Below are 19,834 nucleotides of genomic sequence, written 5' to 3'. Positions count from 1 at the left end.
ATGACAATTAAAACGAAGGATTCGCCGGCCCATAAAGGTGCTAGGCCCCGGCACGATTTTACCAGCGAACAATATGCGAGAAATGTCGCAGGTGAGTTCCTCAATTCTAATCGCATTAATTCGCGAATTCTTCCCATGCTGCTCTCCTGAATCCTTCAAAAGATAAAGGTGGTGATTCGGCCTGAACTGCTTACGTCATACACGGCTATCGGATTTTCCGCTAGATCTATCGGAAATTCAGATCGATGTATCTGATTTTCTGCAAGGCTGGCGCGAAAATAGCAATCTGGTGGAGTTCATGTCACAGAATTTAAAATGGACGCACCACCAGCACTTCTTCGCGCAGCGAGGGCCGCATTAAATCTCAGCCAGCAAGAACTCGCTAAGCTGAGTGGGGTAAGTCCGCGCACAATTTATAGGATTGAAAAGGGCGATGCTCTAATTGAATCCATGCGCGTGGTTCAAAAGGCGCTAGAGCGCAGTGGTATTATTTTTTTACCTGAGGACGATAGTACGAAATTTCCGGGGATACGGGTCAAATTGGACCGATAGTCAGTCTTGGCAATGGATTCGGCGCTAGCCGATGAAACAGAATTAGGAAAAAACGGCCGCCACCAGGTGCCTTGTTCCCAATTGTGGATGCGCGGCTGCAAGCAACAAGTAGTCTGTCGAAAAGTATTGACCGCAACAGAACCGCTTGCCGTTGCGTTCATTCAAGTCGGCATATGCAACAAATGGTCTGATTTGAAGGTCACAACGGGAGATCGGTTCAAATTCACCTGCGATTGCTCTTAAAGCCTCGTAAAAACTGGGATCAGCAATCACTAACTCACCCAGCTACACGAGCGAAACCGCACTATTTGGAACTCACGAGCGGTTTTGCAGATGTTGCTTTTTTTCCGAAACCGCAGTTTGCGGTCCTCTGGGATAAAAAGTCCCTCAAAGTGACCGTATTCGTCATGAACGAGCGCCATTGGCACATCGGCGTTTCGCAGGAGCTTGAGCGCCGCCAAGGCATCCATCGTACCGGGAATGATCGGAGTGGCGCACGTGGTCGCGGATGACCACCGCCGAGGATGCAAGCATCGGCTCGATCATATCCCGAAGCATAAAGCGATTTCATGGCAATTGTCGCGTAGCGTTGTCCGACATAAGCCACACTGTTTCTGGAGCGACTGCAATCGCAATGGGTTTTTACGCAAGGAACCTCTTAGGAATGCGCTGAGCGCATAGGACATATGGTCAATCCGCCATTGTGCACCGCAGCATGGGTCCATATCTTTTGTCGTAGCAAAAGGAATAGACCATGAAGAACTATCTCAGCCGCTTTAGGGAATTCATCGTTCACGATCACGCGAAAGTCCGCGAAGAAGCTTATCTCAACGAAGCTGGCTCAATCATTGATCTCGAATATCGCCAGCGTCAGATTGATCGCGGCATGTTCCGGCAGAAAAACTACTAAAGCTGCCATTGGTAAGGTGCCCTCTCGCCTTGGGTATTGTGGAACCGTAAGCGAGGCTGCAAGGATGATTTCCTTTCCCTTGCAATTGCTTCTTGCTGCACCCAACTATCCGGTCCACCCGTAATTGAGATTGACAGCAGCCAGCAATGACGCTCGTTTATCTCCGGGGCAATACGGCGCTCCTCGGCAACGGGTTGAGCGCCGTTTCTTTTCGGCAGGAGGTAGCAATGACGTCAGATTGAGACCCTTCCTTGACTTGGCCTTGATCAAACAAACATCGCTTTTGGAGCTGGGCCTATTATTCTCCATTTTTAGTCATCCGCGGATGTGGCGCGATGGCAAGATCAAGGAAGGCCCTCAACCGAGCCAGTCTACGCAGGTCCCGGTGATACCCCACCCAAACGGTTCTTTGCGGGGGCTCTTCACTAACCTTGATACGTTCGATACCGTTCGTTTTGTCACCGAGCGCTACAGGAAGGACGGCAAGGCCGGCACCGAGCGCGCACAAGCGAGCCTGGACCTCCCTGTTGTTACTGCGCGATACCACGTCGGCATTTGGCAGGACACGTTTCAGCCAAGCGACATCTGGCATGCCGCCGAAGGCAATGTCCATGGTGACAAGTGTGGATCCCCTACCATCCCCTACCTTGGGTTGTTTCGTCCCGGACCGCATGTAGAGACCGTACTCCAACGTCATGAAGCGACGTGAGATAACCTCCGGTTCTTCAAACGGTATGTTGCGGAAGGCAATATCCGCTTCGCGGCGCGCCAGGCTATAAGTGCGGGCGTCAGTCAAAAGTTCAACCGTCACGCGCGGGTGTCTCAGATTGAAATCAGCCACCGTCGGCGCAAGAACGTGAGTGCCGAACCAGTCCGACGATGAAATGCGCAATTGCCCGTCCAGATGTTGCTCTTGGCCGGCCAATTGCCGCCCAAACGCCAAGGCCTCTTCTTCCATGCGTTCGGCATGACCAACGACAGCTGCTCCCTCGTCCGTCAGTACAAATCCGTCGGCGGTTCTTTGGAAGAGCGTCTGGCCAACAGCCATTTCCAGCGCCCTTAGTCTCCGGCCCATCGTCGGTTGCGTCTGGCCGAGTCTCCTGGCTGCAGCGCCGAGTGTGCCTTCCCTCGCGATGGCAAGGAAAATCCGAAGATCACTCCATTCCATAGTGTAGACTCCGGGGATCATTGACCAACAGCTAGTGGCAAACATTTTTGCATGGGGATCATGCGATACTTATGGTGTCCAAACAATAACGTTGGCTATAAATAACTTGTCGTTACGCAAGGAGCCGACGATGACGTTACCAAAATCTATGAAAGCAGCTGTCCTCGAAAACTACGGTGGTGCGTTCAAACACACTGATGTCGCGCGTCCTGTGCCGCAGCCAGGCGAAGTGCTGGTCAAGATAAGTGCGAGCGGGGTCAATCCCCTCGACATCAAAATTCGGGCCGGCAGCGCGGCTCATGCCAGACACCCCCTTCCCGCCATCCTTGGTATGGACCTTGCAGGGACCGTTGAGGCGGTCGGGCCGGACGTCATAAGCTTCAAGCGGGGCGATGAAGTCTACGGTATGACGGGCGGCATTGGAGGCAAGCCTGGCTCGCTCGCCGAATACGCTGCCGTTGACGCAGCGCTGCTCGCCCTCAAGCCTTCCAATCTCAGCATGCGGGAAGCGGCGGCCTTGCCGCTTGTTGTCATTACCGCATGGGAGGGACTTGTAGACCGCGCTCATGTCTCCCCCACACAGACGGTTCTGGTGCAAGGCGGAGCCGGAGGTGTGGGTCATATCGCGATCCAGATCGGTCGGGCTTTCGGAGCTGAAGTTTATGCCACCGGATCCAGAAGTCAGAAAGGCTTCATTGAGTCTTTGGGCGCAGTTGCCATAGACCGCGATCAGAAAGTAGAAGAGTATGTGGCCCAGCAAACGGATGGACGAGGTTTCGACCTGGTTTACGACAGTGTAGGCGGTACGGTTTTGGACAACTCGTTCAATGCGGTGAAACGATTTGGTCACGTAGTGAGCGCCCTCGGTTGGGGAACACATGCCCTTGCCCCGTTATCGTTCAGAGCAGCAACATATTCCGGTGTCTTTACCCTTCTTCCAATTTTGTCAGGTGAAGGAAGACAACATCACGGTGATATCCTCCGCGAGGCCGCCAAACTCGTCGAGGCCGGAAAAATCCTGCCGAACGTCGATCCCACCAGATTCAATTTGAAAACCGCAGCGCATGCCCATGCCGCCGTCGAACTGAAAAGCGCGACAGGCAAAGTCGTTATCGATGTAGCGGAATAATCACGGATCAATTGCAAACGGTTGCGTGGACATGCCATCCGATCATCACAATGTGGCCACTTAATTTCACGACCGAGAACTCAAACCTGTTTGGCTGGTTGATAAAAAATGCTCATTCTTCTGCTGAGAGGTGCCGCCCGATGAACGCGTGTACCCTCTTCGTCGATTTCGCTTAAAACTGCTGTAACCAATGACGTCGGCGATCAGGACTGCAAGGTGGCGCTTCATATCTGGCCCCATCGAGTGAGGTGCACGCCGGCTAATATCTTACAGCAGCTCACAATTCGATGCCATTGCGGCAGTTCCTGACTCGGCCGTGTGGCAAACCATCAAGCCTGTTACTCCGCTTCCTGCCGCCCTCCGTATCAATTGCATCTGGAAATTCAGTTCTCGACCGATGCTAATTCTTCGGCAGCCGCGCCTTGGCGAGATCGGCGAGATATGTCTTGAGAAGCGGTTCAGTGTACTGCGGTTGCTTCGTTGTCGGAAACACGGCCTCCTTCTGGACGGTCCAGCCCGGTTTGTCTTCGAGAAACTTGCAATGTTGGCGCGCGCCTCGGCTGCAACTGCCACGCTCCCAGAAGATCGTAGGCTGACAGCACGGTCCAGTCACGGAAGGCAGAGACAATCGCGGCTTTTTGAAACTCGTATTCCTCATCGGTTATGCTGCTTGAACCGTCCACCGCCAATACGAGCGCCATATCCACGCAGGATTGTGCTTGAGAGAATGGATTCTAGCGGCCGAAACTGCGGCCGCGAAAAGCAACGCCTTGCGCATTTACCCACCCCCATGGACCGGCCAGCGACGAGTTAATGTCCAACGTAGCATGGATGTGGCATGAACGCTTACCCGAAGAGGTTAGAAAACTCGTTTTTATTGTTGAGTGGGGCGAAGATCTGACAGGTGGCAGCGAGGACAGCTTATGGGTATTATTAGGATGTCACCGCGCTGTCCCTCAAAAGGTCGACAATGAAACTGGAGAAACCCTCGATCTATATTACTGGAGCATCGTGCTCAGGGGTAACAACGCTGGGAGGTGGCCTCTCCTCAGCATTGGGAGTTCGTCATGTGGACTGTGACGACTTCTATTGGTACCCGACCAATCCCCCGTTCTCGACCAAGCGTCCTCCTGCTGATCGCGTCCGCCTGATCGAAGAAGCGCTAGGCGAGGATGGATGGGTTTTGTCCGGATCATTCGACGGTTGGGGAGATACCTTAATCGAGAAGGTAAATCTCATTGTCTTTTTATACACCCCGACGCCAATTCGGATGGAACGGCTCATGGCGCGGGAACACGAACGATATGGAAACCGAATATTGCCATCGGGCGACATGTACGCAATCCATACGGCGTTTGCCGCTTGGGCTGCTCAATATGACAGACCGGATTTTCCAGGACGGAATTTAGCTCGGCACGAGGCGTGGTTGAAGTCCCAAATTGCCCCTGTGCTGCATCTTGATGGAACCCAAGCGCCTTGGATTCTCGTCTCGCGGGTGCTCGCCGATCTGCCGGATCCAAAGACGCTGGGAGGAAGTCCACTAGCTTCGCGGAGGGAATAGCACCTGTTGACCAAGTTGAAACAGTTGGGCAATCTGCCTTGGGATCAGGAAAGTTGGCTGGAAACCGCGTTCTGGACAAGCGTTTCGCCGATTTACAACGCGCCTGTCGATTTTTGTGAAAGGCGAACAAGATATCCGTCAGGATCCTGAACGAAAAATTCTCTCGAACCGCTCTCTTCGCTGGCACCGATGCGATACCAGCTCTCTTTTGGCTGACGGAACAGAGGCCAGCGGGCGTTAAGGACGGACATGCCCGCGTCACTCCCGTGAGGATTGGACAGCTCAACAATTGAATGGCAGAGGTCCGATCGGGGCTTTCGTTTGGGGACCGCGTCGAGATGCACGCGAGTGCCAGGGTGAAGGAAGGGACTGCAGTCATGGAGCGTGAACCCCGCTAGATGAGAGTGCCGCCGAAAATTAAGCCTGGAGGGTTAATGTGAAAACTGTCACTGCGAACGACGATCTGGACACGCTCCAGCAGGAGACGTTTAGCTATTTCCTCCATGAAGTTAACCCCGTCAACGGTCTCATTGCCGACAAAACTGAAACGAACTGGCCCGCCAGCATCGCAGCCACCGGACTTGCATTAGCCTGTTATCCTGTGGGCGTTGAACGGGGTTTGATGACCCGAAACGCCGCCGTGGAACGGACTCTGGCGACGCTCCGCTTTTTCTGGAACAGCCCACATGGGCCCGAGCCGGACGCCACGGGGTATCGCGGCTTCTATTACCACTTTCTGGATATGCAGACTGGCCGGCGCGCCTGGCGCTGCGAGCTGTCGACGATCGACACCACATTCTTACTGGCAGGTGCGCTGGCCGCCGCGGAGTTTTTTAATGCGAGCTCCAAAGCCGAGGCCGAAATTCGTTCCCTGGCCGACGCGCTCTATTGCCGCGCCGATTGGCAATGGGCGCAGGACGGAGCAGAAACTGTCACACACGGTTGGACCCCGGAACTCGGGTTTGTGAAGCATCGCTGGGAAGGGTACGACGAGGCGGCTTTGCTCTATATTCTGGGACTTGGCTCTCCGACACATCCCCTACCCGCCAGTAGCTACGCTGCCTGGGCCGCCACCTTCCGATGGGAGAACTGCTACGGCTATGACTATTTATATGCCGGGCCCCTTTTCATCCATCAGCTTTCGCACGTGTGGATCGATTTCCGCGGCATTCAGGACGCCTTCATGCGCAGCAAGGAAAGCGACTATTTCGAGAACAGCCGGCGGGCCACGTTCGTCCAGCAGCGTTACGCCATTGAGAATCCGCGGGGTTTCGAGGGCTATGGCGAACATTGCTGGGGCATTACCGCCAGCGAGGGTCCCGGCCCCGCCACGCTCAAATTGCATGGCATCGAGCGCAGATTCGAGGACTACGTTGCACGCGGCGTCCCCTATGGCCCCGACGACGGCACGCTCGCTCCATGGGCCGTCGTGGCGTCACTGCCGTTCGCTCCGGAAATTGTCCGGCCGACCATCAGCTTCTGCACCCATCAGGCTAAGCTTAAGACCGCCAACGACTATGGCTTCAAGGCATCTTTCAATCCGACGCACCCGGGGAAGCCTGACAACGCCTTTGGCTGGTGGATTTCCCCCTGGCACTTTGGTCTGAACGAAGGCCCCATCGTCCTGATGATTGAAAACGAACGAAACGGACTGATATGGCGATTGATGCGCTCATGCTCGTACATCCGCAGGGGTTTGCAACGGGCAGGATTTGAAGGCGGCTGGCTGGCACAGCTTTCGCAAGCAGCACAGCCGCTGGCTTGAGCCCACGGCGCATCGCTTTCAGCACTCGAGAACAAGAACCTATCATCTAGTCTATAGTCAGTGGAGACATGTTATTCGAGGGTGCGGGGAAAAGTGAACTCCTGGTGCCACTTCATCACAGCCGGCTCGGGATTGTTGCAGAATTTATCCCACGCAACGTAGGCAGCGCTCAAGGCCGCAAGCACAAACCTGCCAACCAGGATGTAGTCGATTGGTTGGACGTGGGGTCTTCCTCGATTTTTGAATAGACGGCATCAAAGACTTTACCTTATTTGACTTTTTCCCTGAACTTCGCGTGGCAGCTCGAGCACTCCTGGAGCATCAAATGCAAGGCGTGTTCGGCCGGCAGTTTGGTCGCGTCTTCTTTGCCAGCGGGCACTTTGCGCTTTCCCAAGAGGCTGCTGCCCATGGTGGAGGAAGAGCCCATTCTCATATCCTGTGTGATGCCGTTTGGGGCTTTGTCGGCTGCTGCGGAAATCACAGTGGCAAACGACGCGACTTTTCGGGCTAAGGCGTCAAACTCCTCGCGTGACTGGTCGATTTCTGACTTGGCCGCTGACGGAGGTCCAAGCGTTGTCGCAGGAAACTCAATGACCATTGCATCGCCGGAAAGCCGGCTGATAGTCTCCGCCGATTTTTTGAAAGTCATCGCGTCGTAGGGAAGCTTGCCCTCGAACATGCCTGCAATTGTCTTGCCGGCTTCGGCCATGACCTTCATTGAAGCTTGGCGTGCCTTGATGATGTCCGATGGCGAGTTGGAATCTGCAGGTGCGCCAACGACGAAAACCGCGACGGCAAAAACTGCGCCCACATGCGTGAACCTCAACAAAATGCCGCAATCGGCATTCCGGTATAGCATTTCCGCTCCTTGCGACTTTGAAGATTAGGTAGGCTTTCGCCTACTGGAAACGAGAGCGTCGTTCATGGGCGGCGAACGATTCCGCCACCCGTTTGTCGTCGTCATGTCAGGCAGCCATCTTGTTGCACGATTCCGCACAACGACGGCAGGCATCGACGCAGTCCTGCATATCGCCGATGCGTTCGCAATCATCGGCACATTCGGTACAGATCTCGGCACATTCGCGGCATGTGTGCTTGTGGTGGGGTGTACCGAGCAGCATGAAATGCGCCGAAGTGCGGCAGATCTCGGCGCAGGCGAGCATCAACGTAAAATGCTTCTTCTCTGTGTGCTTGCCTCCCAATTCGAGGCAATGACCCGTCGCCATCGAAAGGCAAGTTGCGTAGCATGCCAGGCATTCATCGATACAGGCTTTCATTTCGGCATCAGTGTGGTGCATCATGAGTTTCTCCTTCATTCAACGTCACTTGGCTTGCTTGTCCAACCAGGCGGTCATGTCGGCGATTTCCTTGGTCTGAGCGTCGATGACATTCTGGGTCATGTTTTCGCCCATTTGTCGTTACCGTTCTTGAGTTCGGCATTGGCCATGTCGATCGCCTATTGATGGTGGACGATCATGCCGCATACGAATGCGACGTCAGGGTCTTTTGTCATCGCGGAACTAGTTTATAAGCGCATTGTCTAATTTAGTACTTTCCGATGTCGATCGGCGAACGTTGGTGGGCAAGGTGGGACGGCTGCTAACCGTCCTTTGAAAGTGAGCCTATGCTACGCGATTGATCCGATACGTGATGTCGTAGCGCGTGTCCTCATCATGATCAACGTAATCATGCCGCACCCTATATTGGAGCGGTATCTTGTCGACAAATTGCGGATTGACAGTGATCTTGCCTGCGGTGACGTAGCTTGAAGTGGATGGGGCGGGATAATTCTCGCTCGTTAAAGCCGTCAGATCGCCTGTCGAGTACCCCAAGCTGTCCTCGATGATCAGATCGGCGGGAGCCCACAGCGCAATGATCAGATCGATGCCCGCTGTGACCAATGCTCCTATTCCGATGGCGATCCATGCATACGGTCCGAGCTTGGCAATAGCCGCAATTCCCCCCGCGGCTGAAAGACCGGCGGTGATGTACTTCCATTGATCCTTGACCAGATCGACGAAGATGTCCTTCCAGTCGGTGATCATGTTGTCATAAGCATCTTGGCCGTCGACCTCATGTCCGAGCGCCGTGACGACGATCGCGGCGATCGGTTGTTGCTGTTCGAAGAGCACGCGGTTCAATGTGCGGTTTTCCGCGGAATCGACATCTCCAAATATCGGAAACTTGTTGGTAACGGCTTCGCTCATGGTAAGATCAGGGAAAAGCGCGATCGTCAGGAACGTCAGTCCGACCTCGTCAGAACCGGCCCATGTGGGCGACGATTCCTTCCGGCATCCAAGGCGTTCTGCGGTTATCTCAAACCTCGCCGTCGATGCTGGCAATACGTTGATGAACTCGGTATTGGAAATCATCGACGGTCCCAACGAAGCGATGCCAGTGATATTCGGGACAACGACCTGTATCTCGTAAATCGCTGGCGGCAAGTCGTCAGGGAGCCGGAATGTAATTCTGTCATCGACGCGGCAATCATTGATCAGCACTGAGTCGCCGTTTGCATTGGTTTCCCTGACTGGCGTTGTGATGTCTCCAAAAACATGCGCATCTACTTCGCGGACGACTGTCGCCGGGGGGCGTGAGGTCAATCTGACCTTCGCCTCGGTGCTGAAGTAGTTCACACCCCGCAGAACTACTGAGTTGCCCGCCTCGATATCGAGAACGCGCAAACAGACTTCCTCATTGAAACGGTGACCGGGACAATCGTCAGTTCGAACCTGACAAACGACTTGTACCGCGCCGTCGACAATTTGGGACGAACAATCGTGTTGCACTTCGTCGGGAAGAAGGTCTCCCGGAGTAAGCGTAGGAATGTAACTTGCGGTACGCAGGTCATTGATCCGGCAGATTCGGACCTGGGTGAAGAAATCTTCTCCGACAGGTTCGTAGACGCGGATTTGTCCCGGCCGTTCCTGTTCGGACCCTTCTGGATCATTAAAAATCACCAGGCTCGTGCGCCTGCTAAGCTCCTGCAGCACTGCAGTCGACAGCGTGTCGGCATCTATCGGCTGATCCTCACCCAAAGCCAACGATGTGTCGAAAAGCTTCTTCCGTTCCTCTTTCGGCAGTCTGTCGTAGGAGGACACCGCACAGGACATCACTTCACGCATCTGAGGCGTCATTCTGGACAAGATAGAAAACGACGAACTCTCCAAAGCATTCGCTGGCGGTTTGTTGAGAAGGTATCGCCGAATGGTGTGAAGCGTGCTTGCCGCCAACGCACTTGGCACAGGTGTCCCCTGGCTCCACTTGCTCAGCCTTTGCTCGCGGCTGAGCTTGTGTTTTCGTCCGGCTGGTACGGCAAGACAAGAACCGGCAGGTTTAGCAGGTCCGCAGTCTTTTGGGCCGCCGCCTTTGGGTTCGCAGGGCGTGGAGCAATTGTAGATGTTTATGGTGCCGGTGCTTTTGATATGGATGTTTATGTTGCAGCTGGCGGCGGCATTCGGCGAGCACGGTTCCCTGTCCGGTTTCATATCGGGCTCATTGCAGGTCCCGCCCGTTGCTCGAGGCTCCTCGACGTCTTTCTTCGATCCGTCTGTTTTCACGTCGGATTTACTCATGGTCCCCTTCCCTTCACGACTTCAATATGTCGAGCATTCACCGCATGTCGTCGTTGATACCGAGGGTGATTTCCAACGTCCCAGCGAAAATCGACCCCCTGACCACTCTGGACTTCCCGCAAAGCGGCTGATGCGCATTGCCACTCCTGTAACGGTGTGGCCCAATTCATTTCTGATCAATCGACCATTGCACCCGAAGTCGCGAAGCGGATGCAAAGCAATTCGGAAAATCCGTGCTGCTTGATGCCTGATGAAACACTCGATCAGGTGCTGTGCCCGGACGACACACTGAAGGCTGATGCGATGATATAACCGGAGCTGGGTAATTCTAAGTACGTAACAGTTACAAACGAGGCCGCAAGCCGGCTCTATGATGGAATCCGCACCTGGCTACAGTTGCTTGCGCTGTCGTCCGAGCCGAGTATGTCTGCCACCGAGAAACTCGATCTATCTCTTTGAAAGTGAATTCCCTGTCCCAATGCCTCTTGCGTGATACGCCGCGCCATTTGCGGCCTCGCACGCGACGTCATGTTCAGTACTACTGCGCTGCCTCGCAGGACGGCGCAGGGTATTGATCATTAATGTCACTAGAGCACGATTCGTAATGGCTGCGTCTCCCCAAGAGTGCCAGCAAACCTTCCTTTGAAAAGTCCGATAATGGGCGCTTCCACCTCAAATCCCCCGTGACATTGGCTGGCGCCATGCCGCTCCACAGATCAGGTTCTGGAAGCGACGGGGTGACCGTTTCGCCATCTCCTGCCCTTTGCTGCAATTGCTGGTGGGATCTCCTTTCCTTGTTCGATCGCTTCGCTTCAGCCCGCTTTCACTGACAGCTCGGGCTCGTAAGCTGTGCCGACCGAGAGCATGGCCCACACGATCCGCGCATTGATCCGAATCAATGCTGCGGGATCGAGATCTTGGTTTGATGCATTCATTGTCTGCGTGGCGCTGAGCTTTCTGGCGAGTACCGCGAGTTCCGCACATCGGCGAGTTGTCTGTGTTTGGAGCATCGTGTCCAAACGTGGGCAGCAACAATCTTCCTGCAATAGTAGAGAAGAAACAGGAGAAAGAATATGACCGATACAACGACCAAACTTCCCATCAAATCCGACAAGAAAACGAGCGTCACTTCAAGTTCGCCTCGATCAACATTCGAGAACTTGCGGCATGAAATCGACCGGATTTTCGATGACTTCAGTCCTTCCGCGTGGCGCTTGCCGTTCGGCCGCTCCATCTTCGGGTTTGAGGTTCCTCATCCAGCTGCGTGGCAGATAGCGCCAGCGACCGATATGGTCGAGAAGGACAAGGAATACGAGATTTCGGCAGAACTTCCAGGAATGGATGAAAAGAATATCGAGATCAAACTTTCAAACCATACCTTGTCCATCAAGGGCGAAAAAAGCGAGGAGAAGGAAGAGCGCGAAAAGGATTATTATCTTTCTGAACGACGCTATGGATCCTTTCACCGCGTCTTCCAGCTGCCTGAAGGGGTGGATGCGGACAAGATCGAGGCAAGTTTTTCCAAAGGCGTGCTCAAGCTAAAGCTGCCCAAAACCGCTCAGGCGCAGAAAACCAACAAGAAGATTGCCATCAAGGCAGCATGAACTGCGCTTGCGCACCAAGTGTGCCCTGACGTCGAGTGATTCAATAAGGGAAGGCCATGAATGAATCTTCGAATGTAGAAATGCGCCGTTGTCGTGCGGAACGCTGTCTGAAGCCTTGGCCTCAGACAGCGCTTGCAACATTGGTCGATTTGGGCATGAGCGACGATAAGATCGCAAGATATCTCGCCGTCGATGAGACTTCCGTCAGTCGATTGCGCGAACGATACGGAATCCGAATGTTGGAAGGATGACTGTCGTGAACTGCACGCGTGTCCGCCCTCGCAGGTTGGGCCATTATGATACCTGCCGACTTCCTCAAGGGATAATTACTGCCGCTCCGCTCAAGTGTCCGGATCGTAGATCCTCTAACGCGGTATTCGCGTCTTCCAACTTATAGCCGACTGTAGTTGTCAACACTCCGGCTTTTTCAGCGACAGGAAAGAAATCTTTGGCATCCTGGCGGGTCAGGTTCGCGACTGAGACGAGTTTGCGTTCACCCCAGATTGTCGCATATGGCATGCTCGGAATGTCGGTCATATGAATACCGCCGCAGACAACACAGCCACCCTTGCGCACAGCCCGTAAGGCCGATGGTACAAGATCGCCTATCGGCGCGAAAATGATCGCCGCATCAAGTTCCTCTGGCGGTTTTTCGTCCGAAGCGCCCGACCATGTGGCACCCAATTGCTTAGCAAAGCTCTGTGCTTGCAAGTCTCCTTTACGGGTAAACGCATAGACCTCCCGCCCTTGCCACTTGCACATTTGCGCGATGATGTGCGCCGCGGCACCGAAACCGTAAAGTCCGATTTTCCTGGCGTCGCCGGCCTTCTTGAGTGAACGCCAACCGATCAAGCCGGCACATAACAGCGGTGCTAGAGAAACGGCGTTCGCGTCCGGATCAAGCTCAATGGAGAAATTGTCGTCGGCAATTGCGTGCGTAGCGAACCCGCCGTCACGGGTGTAACCAGTGAATATGGGCTCGTCGCAAAGGTTCTCAGCCCCTCTCCTGCAATAATCGCATCGCCCGCACGTGTGTCCCAGCCACGGGACGCCGACACGTTGCCCGAGACGCGTTGCAACAACACCCTCTCCAACTGCAATGACCTTCCCGACGATTTCATGTCCGGGTATGAGCGGCAGCCGTGCATCTTTGAGATCGCCGTCGACCACATGAAGGTCTGTACGGCACACGGCGCAGGCCTCGACTTCGATCAGCAGTTCGCCCTTGCCCGGCTGCGGAATTTCGCGTTTTTCAAGGACCAGTGGTTCTCCAGTTTTATGGAGAACCATTGCATGCATTTCCATTCTCATGGCCGTTTCCAACATGAGTGAAACGCGTGTCCGAATTCCGCGTCCCACGGACCATCATACAACGACGATGCGGTCGTCCACAATTTTCACGCCGGGCGCTGACCAGGCTGCACGCTCGACAGCCTTGCGTTCCGACCACGCTTTCACGCTTCCCTCGAGTTTCACCTTCCCAAAGCCGTCAACATCCACAATGATGCTCTTCGCTTCGACTTCCGCTGCCCTTTTCAGCGCATCCTCAATCCGCTGCTTGACATCATAGGCAGTGGCCCGTGGTTGCACCTCGATGTGGTTGAATACGTCGATTACACCACTCAGGCCGCGAACGGCTTCGGCAGCGGCAATCTTCTGATAGTTCCACTCTACCTTGCCCGTCAGCGTCACCAGGCCATTTTGCACTTTGACCAGAACAGCTCCTTCAGGAATAACTGTGTTCCAGCGGATCACGCTCAATGCCCGCTTGGCGATTTCATCGTCGGCGGTACGATGTTCCCCACGTGGACGAACCTCGATTTCCTGGGCGATTCCGCGAACGCCTTTTACCCTGCAAACCACGTCGGCAACCTTGTTCTTCTCAGCATACGTTTTGACGTGACCTGAAAGTGTGACCACACCATTTTCGGCAGTGACGCCGATATGTGCACCATCTATGCTCGGTTCGAATTCAAGTTCATCAATGACGTTCTGTCTTAAAATAATATCGCTCATGGTGGGTGTCCTTTCTTTTCGAAGCAGACGGAACCGCCGCTCCTTCCAACGATCGATTATGGTTTTGTGACGGTGTTTCGGCATTGACGCGGATCAACTCAGCGCGCCATGAGGATGGGAAATTTCGGAGCGTCAATCATTGATTTGGTCACACCGCCGAACACGCGTTCACGCAGACGCGAATGCCCATAACCGCCCATCACCATCAAGTCGGCGGCAATGTCGACGGCGTGCTGATTAAGAACATCCGCTACCGGGTTGCCGCCGCTCGGCAGCCTGTCCACAAACACCTTCACCCCATGGCGGGCCAAGTAAGCGCCAACATCGGCTCCGGGTTCCGGTCCATTCATCGCCGAGCTCGCGTCGGGATCGACAAGTGTCAGGTGAACGTCGTCGGCCTTGATGAGCATATCCAGCGCCTCCCGGGCCGCGCGGGCAGCTTCCACACGCGAATCCCATGCCAGGAGCACATGCTTTGGAGTTAGCGTCGGTGTTGTTCCGGAAGGCGCAATCAGAGCGGGCTTGCCGGATTCGAACAAGGCACCCTCCACCACCTTGGATTTGAGTACCTCGGATTTCAGGACTTCGGGGCCAACAAAAGTCAGATCCGAATAACGGGCATGGCGCCCGATCTCCCCGGCTACGGAGACGAACTCGGCATATTCACTGCTGACCGAGGCGGAAATGCCGGCTTCATTCAGAAACATCTTGATTTTCTTGGTTCTTTTTTCCAGCTGCTGAAGATCTTGTTGCCGCTCCTCCAGCCAGGCATCCGAAATTGTGGATGCGTAGTCTCCGATCGGAGGCGGCGAAGCCAATGAGATGACCAGAACCGAAAGGTGGGCATTGTTCTCAGCACAGAGGTCAACGGCCGATTTGAGATCGGTATCGCCCACCTTCATGCCGACGATGCACAGTATCGTTTTGAAAGACATTGGCTTTCCCCTGAATGCTGCTGCGCCCAAGTTTGGACGTTTGAAGTCACAGGATATGCAGTCCTGCGCACGAATGCCTTGATCCAGATCAACTCACACAAGCGTCGCCATGGTAGAGTTGCGCGAAATTCGGAATATTGAATGCGTTCGCGTGGTGGTGGGTGCACGAGAGCAACTGCTGGAAAGCCGACACAATGTGTCATGATCAAAACGAGACGATCGAGTTCTTAAAACGTCCTGAAAGCTACGGCCTGGATGGCACGGTCGAGCTGATTGAAACGCACATATCGCTGGTTTTCCTCATAGCAAACAGAGCGTTCAAACTTAAGCGCGCTGTCAAATTTCCATATGCCGATTTCTCGACGCCGGCACTGCGGCTTGCCTGTTGTGTGAAGGAGGTCGAGCTCAACAGCAAGACAGCACCGGAACTCTATCTGGGCGTTCGTCGGATTACGCGCGGTGCTAATGGCAAGCTGTGTTTTGATGGCACAAATGAAACGATCGATGCTGTCGTTGAAATGCGGCGGTTTTCCCAAGAACATTTGTTCGACAAGATGGCTGGAGCGGGCCAACTTACGCCTACGCTGATGGACACTACCGCGCTGGAGATCGCGAAATTCCATCGGACAATTGCTGCTGTCCACGCCAATAGCGGTTCGTCCAATATCGAAGCGGTGCTCGACATCAACGAGCGCGGTTTTGCAACAAGTCACGTGTTTTCCGAGTCCGAAGTTGAGGCGGTGAGCGGAGCATTCCGGACAGCAGTCGAAGCGCATCGCAAACAGCTCGACCGCCGCGAAATTGCGGGGATGATCAGGCGCTGCCACGGAGATCTTCATCTGCGAAATATCTATCTGACCGAGGATGGACCCAGACTTTTCGATTGCATCGAATTCAACGACCAGATTGCGACTGTCGATGTCCTCTATGATCTTGCATTTCTCTTGATGGACCTTTGGCATCGTGACCTGCGCGAACACGCAAATCTGGTCATGAACCATTATCTCGACTTAGCGGGTGACGACGAGGGCATTGCAATCCTTCCTTTCTTCATGGCTTTGCGTGCTGCGGTTCGAGCCCACGTCACCGCGACCCAGGTGGAATTGGGCACGGAAAAGTCCCCCAGGCTCCGACAGGAGGCTCGATCATACTTCAATCTTGCGATTGCTCTGCTGGTTCCGCCCTCACCGCTTCTGATCGCGATCGGCGGGTTGAGCGGATCCGGCAAGTCAACCATCGCAGAGGCACTGGCCCCGTATATCGGATGCGCGCCAGGCGCGCGAATTTTTGAAAGCGACCGCATACGCAAGGCTATGTTCGGAGTGAGAGCGACCGAAAGACTTCCCGCTGAGGCTTATCGACCGGAGATTTCAGAACGCGTCTACAAAACCCTGTGCGATAAAGCAGGAGCCGCACTGACCTGCCGGGGTTCTGTCATTGTCGATGCCGTTTTTGACAAGTCCTGCAATCGGATTTTGATCGAACGTGTTGGGAAGGCACTTGGAGCCCCGTTCGTGGGAATTTGGCTCAAGGCGGATCATTCAACATTAACCTCACGGATAGAAGCGCGGAGGAACAGTGCGTCAGATGCAACCGTAGAGGTACTGGAGATGCAGGAGGCCAATGATGCCGGTACCGTCCGTTGGCGGCACATTGACGCCAGCCAATCGGTTGATACCATTGTCCAGCTGGTCCTCGAGGAGATTGAGACGGCATGCAGTCAGGTTACTTTGCCTGCACGAACATGCGTGGGGTGTTAGGCCATGTGCGCTATCAAGCGGCTGCTGCTGACAAGGCATGGCGAGAGGCGGATTGCCTCGAATGGTACCTATGTCGTACTCATCTCGTTGCTCGTTTTCCTGGTGTCGAGCCTAACGCCAGCAAACGCGACCAACCAACGATCGGCAGTGGCCGGCGGCAAATCTTTGGTGGAGAGATACTGTTCCGGCTGCCATGCAGTCGGGCGGAGCGGCAAAAGCAGGCATCCCGACGCTCCTGCATTTCGCACCCTTTCAAAACGCTATCCGCTGATCAATCTTGAGGAGTCATTGGCCGAAGGCATATCCACTGGTCATCCTGATATGCCGGAGTTTCAGGTTGGACCGAAAGAGATCTCAAGCATCATCCGCTACCTCGATACGATCCAAGAAAAATGATCGAGAGGCGAACCCAAAGGCGTCCGTGATACCCGGGCTCGTCAACAATAGATCAAGAGCGATGCCGCGCCGAATCCAAGTGCCAGCAAGGTGATCCCCATCAGCGGCAATGCATAGTTCGGACCACCTGTAGCTGCGGCCAAGATTACGCGCGCGCCGCCGTTGGTGGCCAGTGCAATCAAAATAGCATTGCCAAGGACCCTTTGATTACTCGGATCTGTATTTAGCCGCAGCGCGCTCAGGACAGCGATGTCCACATCGGCAATAGCTGCCAAGGTCGACGTCAACAGAATACTCTCAATACCGAAGTGCTGCACGAGTCCTGCGCTCAAAGTCGAGATCACCGCGAAAGCCGCCGCAAAAATCAAAAGTGATACAAGGTCGAAAGGGTTTCGAGGTTGATGCTCTGGAACAGCAGCTTGCGCGCGAAACGACAAGACCCCACCGCTCATACCAAAAACCATCGCAGCCACGAACAATGGTAAAAGGATGATGGTGATAAGTGCAGGCTTGATCAATATTGTCAGCAGACCAACCCGAATGATGGAAATCATACCGGCAAAACTCGCACCGGCCGCCAGCAGGGAAACGGGTTCTCCAGATCCGGCCCGCCGTCCGAGAGCGGCGGTGACCGCCATTGACGAGACAACCGCACCAAGTAAACTCGCCAGAATTATCCCCTTAGGACCAAGGATCCGGACCGCGATGTAGCCGACGTAGGAAATCGCACCGCTCAGCACGGTCAAGAGCCATATATCGAATGGGTTGAACCCTCCCCACGGATCGATAGAATGGTTAGGGAGTAGCGGTAATCCAATTGCGGTCATGGCTGCAAGAGTCAGCGTTGACCTGAGCTCGTTCCACGACAATCGCTTAAGTAGACCGTGCAGGACTTCCCGGCCAGCCAGAATACATGCAATGGCTGCCCCTCCTGCAGCTGCTGCCCGAAAATCGCCGGCGACCGCCAATCCTCCTAGAGCAGCGGCTGACATTGCCGCGATGGTGCTCGTCACCGAAAAGACATTGTCTCTTTGTGTCTCGCGATACTCGAACACGGCAAAGATTGCCGAAAAACCAACAAAGCCTCCGATAAAAACGGAAGGAGCCGCGAAGGCCGAGGCTACAGCAGCCAGTATTCCACCAAAAAGTCCCGCCAGGCCAAAGGTTCGAATACCTGCAGTCCTGCTTCCACCAGGTGCATCCCGTTCGCGCCAGCCTCGTTCGAGGCCGATCAACGTGCCGATTGCCAGTGCAAGGCCCATTCGTAGGATCAGCTCATCCATCGTCGGGTCGTCCTGCGGAGTGATCGCCATTCGTAGTGAAATGCCATTTGCGCCTCCAAGGCTATCGGTCGTTCAATAGTGACTTGCGGAAGCGCAGAGCGGCTATCAAAAAGAACAGACTGGCAATTCCGGACAGCATGACCATCTCTGGCCAGACAATCCGGATATCAGCACCGCGGTAGAGTATTGCCTGCGACAACGCAACAAAATGGGTGGACGGGGACATCTGCATCATGTTCTGCAGCCAACCTGGCATGCTTTCCATGGGGGTTGTGCTTCCCGAAAGCAGGTTCATCATGACGAGCATCGGCATGACCAGCAAACCGAATTGCGCCATCGACGTGGAGAAGGTCGCCACAAGGATACCGAGAGCCGTCACCGAAAACTGGTAGAGTACCGTCGCGGCGACAAACAACGCAAGCGATCCCGCGACTGGGACCCCGAGGAGACGCTCGACGACCACGATGAGCGAAAGGGTGGCCGCCGCGACGATAACCAGGCCGTTCGCCCAGATTTTTGCCAGCATGATTTCGATCGGGGTCACCGGCATGACGAGCAAATGTTCGATGGTACCGTGTTCGCGTTCCCGGATAAGCGCCGCACCACTCAAAATGACCGCCAGCATGGTGACGTTGTTGATCACCTGCATCACCGCAGTGAACCAAGCGGAGCGCAAATTGGGATTGAACTTGGCCCGAACCACAAGGCTCAATGGCTGTGCGCTGGAGGAGTCCGGAAACGCGATGGCAACCTCTTGCGTGATGATGTTCTGAATGTACGAAGCTCCGTTTCCTGCCTGTGACATGGCCGTCGCGTCGACGTCGATCTGCACCGTTGGGCGACGTCCGGCGATCAGGTCTCGCTCGAATTTCGGTGGGATCTCGATGACGAAGACGAACCGGCCAGCATCCATCACCTCGTCGATTTCATTCGCATTGACCAAGACCGGCCTTTTGAAGAAGGGCTCGATCAAAGCGTCACGCAACCGCGCAGAGATCATCGAACGATCCTCGTCGACGACCGCCACCGCTGCGTTCTCAACTTCGAAGTTCGCCCCCGTCGCGACGGCATAGATGGCGAAGGTGAAGGTGTAGACGATGAGTACGATCAGTACGGGGTCCGCCCAGAGGCTACGTAGCTCCTTGACCCCGAGCAGAAAGATTTTAAAGAGGCGGTCCAA

At 54.8% G+C, this 19,834-nt stretch carries 19 protein-coding genes; 8 read left to right on the top strand and 11 right to left on the bottom strand.

Annotation, left to right across the window (positions count from 1 at the left end; translation table 11 throughout):
- Nucleotides 1-315: 315 nt before the first annotated feature.
- On the top strand, nucleotides 316-552 hold the full coding sequence (locus FHS21_RS15820) for a helix-turn-helix domain-containing protein (RefSeq protein ID WP_183662721.1): 237 nt from the start codon (nucleotides 316-318) through the stop codon (nucleotides 550-552).
- Between the two features lie 754 nt (nucleotides 553-1,306).
- Nucleotides 1,307-1,462, top strand: coding sequence for a DUF3563 family protein (locus FHS21_RS15815; RefSeq protein WP_183662719.1), 156 nt, complete (start codon nucleotides 1,307-1,309; stop codon nucleotides 1,460-1,462).
- 298 nt (nucleotides 1,463-1,760) lie between these two features.
- On the opposite strand, the gene FHS21_RS15810 is transcribed toward FHS21_RS15815, so the two are convergent.
- On the bottom strand, nucleotides 1,761-2,630 hold the full coding sequence (locus tag FHS21_RS15810; protein WP_183662716.1) for a LysR family transcriptional regulator: 870 nt from the start codon (nucleotides 2,628-2,630) through the stop codon (nucleotides 1,761-1,763).
- A 130-nt stretch (nucleotides 2,631-2,760) separates the two neighbouring features.
- Between FHS21_RS15810 and FHS21_RS15805 the strand changes: the two genes are divergently transcribed.
- Complete coding sequence (locus FHS21_RS15805; protein ID WP_246411056.1) at nucleotides 2,761-3,759, top strand: zinc-dependent alcohol dehydrogenase family protein; 999 nt, start codon at nucleotides 2,761-2,763, stop codon at nucleotides 3,757-3,759.
- Nucleotides 3,760-4,217: 458 nt separating this feature from the next.
- Here the strand turns inward: FHS21_RS15805 and FHS21_RS31545 are convergent, their stop codons facing one another.
- Nucleotides 4,218-4,460, bottom strand: coding sequence for a DUF1194 domain-containing protein (locus FHS21_RS31545; RefSeq protein ID WP_183662790.1), 243 nt, complete (start codon nucleotides 4,458-4,460; stop codon nucleotides 4,218-4,220).
- A 269-nt stretch (nucleotides 4,461-4,729) separates the two neighbouring features.
- On the opposite strand from FHS21_RS31545, the gene FHS21_RS15795 reads away from it, so the two are divergent.
- Nucleotides 4,730-5,320 (top strand): P-loop NTPase family protein, encoded by a 591-nt coding sequence (locus tag FHS21_RS15795; protein ID WP_183662713.1) that lies wholly within the window; start codon nucleotides 4,730-4,732, stop codon nucleotides 5,318-5,320.
- A 92-nt stretch (nucleotides 5,321-5,412) separates the two neighbouring features.
- Here FHS21_RS15795 and FHS21_RS15790 read toward each other — a convergent pair whose 3' ends face one another.
- Complete coding sequence (locus tag FHS21_RS15790) at nucleotides 5,413-5,571, bottom strand: VOC family protein (protein WP_183662710.1); 159 nt, start codon at nucleotides 5,569-5,571, stop codon at nucleotides 5,413-5,415.
- Between the two features lie 185 nt (nucleotides 5,572-5,756).
- On the opposite strand from FHS21_RS15790, the gene FHS21_RS15785 reads away from it, so the two are divergent.
- Nucleotides 5,757-7,085 (top strand): glucoamylase family protein, encoded by a 1,329-nt coding sequence (locus FHS21_RS15785; RefSeq protein WP_183662707.1) that lies wholly within the window; start codon nucleotides 5,757-5,759, stop codon nucleotides 7,083-7,085.
- A 268-nt stretch (nucleotides 7,086-7,353) separates the two neighbouring features.
- On the opposite strand, the gene FHS21_RS15780 is transcribed toward FHS21_RS15785, so the two are convergent.
- From FHS21_RS15780 to FHS21_RS15770, 3 genes are all read right to left on the bottom strand, one after another.
- Nucleotides 7,354-7,944 (bottom strand): c-type cytochrome, encoded by a 591-nt coding sequence (locus FHS21_RS15780; protein ID WP_183662705.1) that lies wholly within the window; start codon nucleotides 7,942-7,944, stop codon nucleotides 7,354-7,356.
- A 106-nt stretch (nucleotides 7,945-8,050) separates the two neighbouring features.
- Complete coding sequence (locus tag FHS21_RS30720) at nucleotides 8,051-8,383, bottom strand: four-helix bundle copper-binding protein (RefSeq protein ID WP_246411063.1); 333 nt, start codon at nucleotides 8,381-8,383, stop codon at nucleotides 8,051-8,053.
- 324 nt (nucleotides 8,384-8,707) lie between these two features.
- A complete protein-coding gene (locus FHS21_RS15770) occupies nucleotides 8,708-10,210 on the bottom strand; it encodes a hypothetical protein (protein ID WP_183662701.1) in 1,503 nt (500 codons plus the stop codon).
- A 1,523-nt stretch (nucleotides 10,211-11,733) separates the two neighbouring features.
- Between FHS21_RS15770 and FHS21_RS15765 the strand changes: the two genes are divergently transcribed.
- The gene (locus tag FHS21_RS15765) at nucleotides 11,734-12,264 is read left to right on the top strand and encodes an Hsp20/alpha crystallin family protein (protein WP_183662700.1); all 531 of its coding nucleotides are present in this window, start codon (nucleotides 11,734-11,736) and stop codon (nucleotides 12,262-12,264) included.
- A gap of 315 nt (nucleotides 12,265-12,579) precedes the next feature.
- Here the strand turns inward: FHS21_RS15765 and FHS21_RS15760 are convergent, their stop codons facing one another.
- The 3 genes from FHS21_RS15760 to FHS21_RS15750 form a co-directional block, all read right to left on the bottom strand.
- Complete coding sequence (locus FHS21_RS15760; protein ID WP_183662787.1) at nucleotides 12,580-13,563, bottom strand: zinc-dependent alcohol dehydrogenase family protein; 984 nt, start codon at nucleotides 13,561-13,563, stop codon at nucleotides 12,580-12,582.
- A 66-nt stretch (nucleotides 13,564-13,629) separates the two neighbouring features.
- The gene (locus tag FHS21_RS15755) at nucleotides 13,630-14,280 is read right to left on the bottom strand and encodes a BON domain-containing protein (protein ID WP_183662698.1); all 651 of its coding nucleotides are present in this window, start codon (nucleotides 14,278-14,280) and stop codon (nucleotides 13,630-13,632) included.
- Between the two features lie 98 nt (nucleotides 14,281-14,378).
- Nucleotides 14,379-15,215 carry a universal stress protein gene (locus tag FHS21_RS15750; RefSeq protein WP_183662696.1) on the bottom strand — a complete coding sequence of 279 codons (837 nt, stop codon included), beginning with the start codon at nucleotides 15,213-15,215 and terminating at the stop codon, nucleotides 14,379-14,381.
- A gap of 194 nt (nucleotides 15,216-15,409) precedes the next feature.
- On the opposite strand from FHS21_RS15750, the gene FHS21_RS15745 reads away from it, so the two are divergent.
- Nucleotides 15,410-16,975 (top strand): bifunctional aminoglycoside phosphotransferase/ATP-binding protein, encoded by a 1,566-nt coding sequence (locus tag FHS21_RS15745; RefSeq protein WP_183662693.1) that lies wholly within the window; start codon nucleotides 15,410-15,412, stop codon nucleotides 16,973-16,975.
- Between the two features lie 3 nt (nucleotides 16,976-16,978).
- A complete protein-coding gene (locus tag FHS21_RS15740; protein WP_183662691.1) occupies nucleotides 16,979-17,371 on the top strand; it encodes a c-type cytochrome in 393 nt (130 codons plus the stop codon).
- 41 nt (nucleotides 17,372-17,412) lie between these two features.
- Here FHS21_RS15740 and FHS21_RS15735 read toward each other — a convergent pair whose 3' ends face one another.
- Together FHS21_RS15735 and FHS21_RS15730 are read right to left on the bottom strand one after the other, a co-directional pair.
- Nucleotides 17,413-18,654 carry an MgtC/SapB family protein gene (locus tag FHS21_RS15735; RefSeq protein WP_183662690.1) on the bottom strand — a complete coding sequence of 414 codons (1,242 nt, stop codon included), beginning with the start codon at nucleotides 18,652-18,654 and terminating at the stop codon, nucleotides 17,413-17,415.
- 61 nt (nucleotides 18,655-18,715) lie between these two features.
- Nucleotides 18,716-19,834: an ABC transporter permease gene (locus FHS21_RS15730; RefSeq protein ID WP_183662689.1), complete on the bottom strand. Its 1,119-nt coding sequence runs from the start codon at nucleotides 19,832-19,834 to the stop codon at nucleotides 18,716-18,718.

The sequence above is a fragment of the Phyllobacterium trifolii genome, from assembly GCF_014192095.1.
Classification (GTDB): domain Bacteria; phylum Pseudomonadota; class Alphaproteobacteria; order Rhizobiales; family Rhizobiaceae; genus Phyllobacterium; species Phyllobacterium trifolii.
This window is presented reverse-complemented; position numbering and strand designations above follow the sequence as displayed.

Coding starts and splice junctions, on each gene's coding strand:
- FHS21_RS15820 (WP_183662721.1), top strand. CDS start 316: ATGGACGCACCACCAGCACTTCTTCGCGCAGCGAGGGCCGCATTAAAT.
- FHS21_RS15815 (WP_183662719.1), top strand. CDS start 1,307: ATGAAGAACTATCTCAGCCGCTTTAGGGAATTCATCGTTCACGATCAC.
- FHS21_RS15810 (WP_183662716.1), bottom strand. CDS start 2,630: ATGGAATGGAGTGATCTTCGGATTTTCCTTGCCATCGCGAGGGAAGGC.
- FHS21_RS15805 (WP_246411056.1), top strand. CDS start 2,761: ATGACGTTACCAAAATCTATGAAAGCAGCTGTCCTCGAAAACTACGGT.
- FHS21_RS31545 (WP_183662790.1), bottom strand. CDS start 4,460: ATGGCGCTCGTATTGGCGGTGGACGGTTCAAGCAGCATAACCGATGAG.
- FHS21_RS15795 (WP_183662713.1), top strand. CDS start 4,730: ATGAAACTGGAGAAACCCTCGATCTATATTACTGGAGCATCGTGCTCA.
- FHS21_RS15790 (WP_183662710.1), bottom strand. CDS start 5,571: ATGTCCGTCCTTAACGCCCGCTGGCCTCTGTTCCGTCAGCCAAAAGAG.
- FHS21_RS15780 (WP_183662705.1), bottom strand. CDS start 7,944: ATGCTATACCGGAATGCCGATTGCGGCATTTTGTTGAGGTTCACGCAT.
- FHS21_RS30720 (WP_246411063.1), bottom strand. CDS start 8,383: ATGCACCACACTGATGCCGAAATGAAAGCCTGTATCGATGAATGCCTG.
- FHS21_RS15770 (WP_183662701.1), bottom strand. CDS start 10,210: ATGCGTGAAGTGATGTCCTGTGCGGTGTCCTCCTACGACAGACTGCCG.
- FHS21_RS15765 (WP_183662700.1), top strand. CDS start 11,734: ATGACCGATACAACGACCAAACTTCCCATCAAATCCGACAAGAAAACG.
- FHS21_RS15760 (WP_183662787.1), bottom strand. CDS start 13,563: ATGCATGCAATGGTTCTCCATAAAACTGGAGAACCACTGGTCCTTGAA.
- FHS21_RS15755 (WP_183662698.1), bottom strand. CDS start 14,280: ATGAGCGATATTATTTTAAGACAGAACGTCATTGATGAACTTGAATTC.
- FHS21_RS15750 (WP_183662696.1), bottom strand. CDS start 15,215: ATGTCTTTCAAAACGATACTGTGCATCGTCGGCATGAAGGTGGGCGAT.
- FHS21_RS15745 (WP_183662693.1), top strand. CDS start 15,410: ATGTGTCATGATCAAAACGAGACGATCGAGTTCTTAAAACGTCCTGAA.
- FHS21_RS15740 (WP_183662691.1), top strand. CDS start 16,979: ATGTGCGCTATCAAGCGGCTGCTGCTGACAAGGCATGGCGAGAGGCGG.
- FHS21_RS15735 (WP_183662690.1), bottom strand. CDS start 18,654: ATGGATGAGCTGATCCTACGAATGGGCCTTGCACTGGCAATCGGCACG.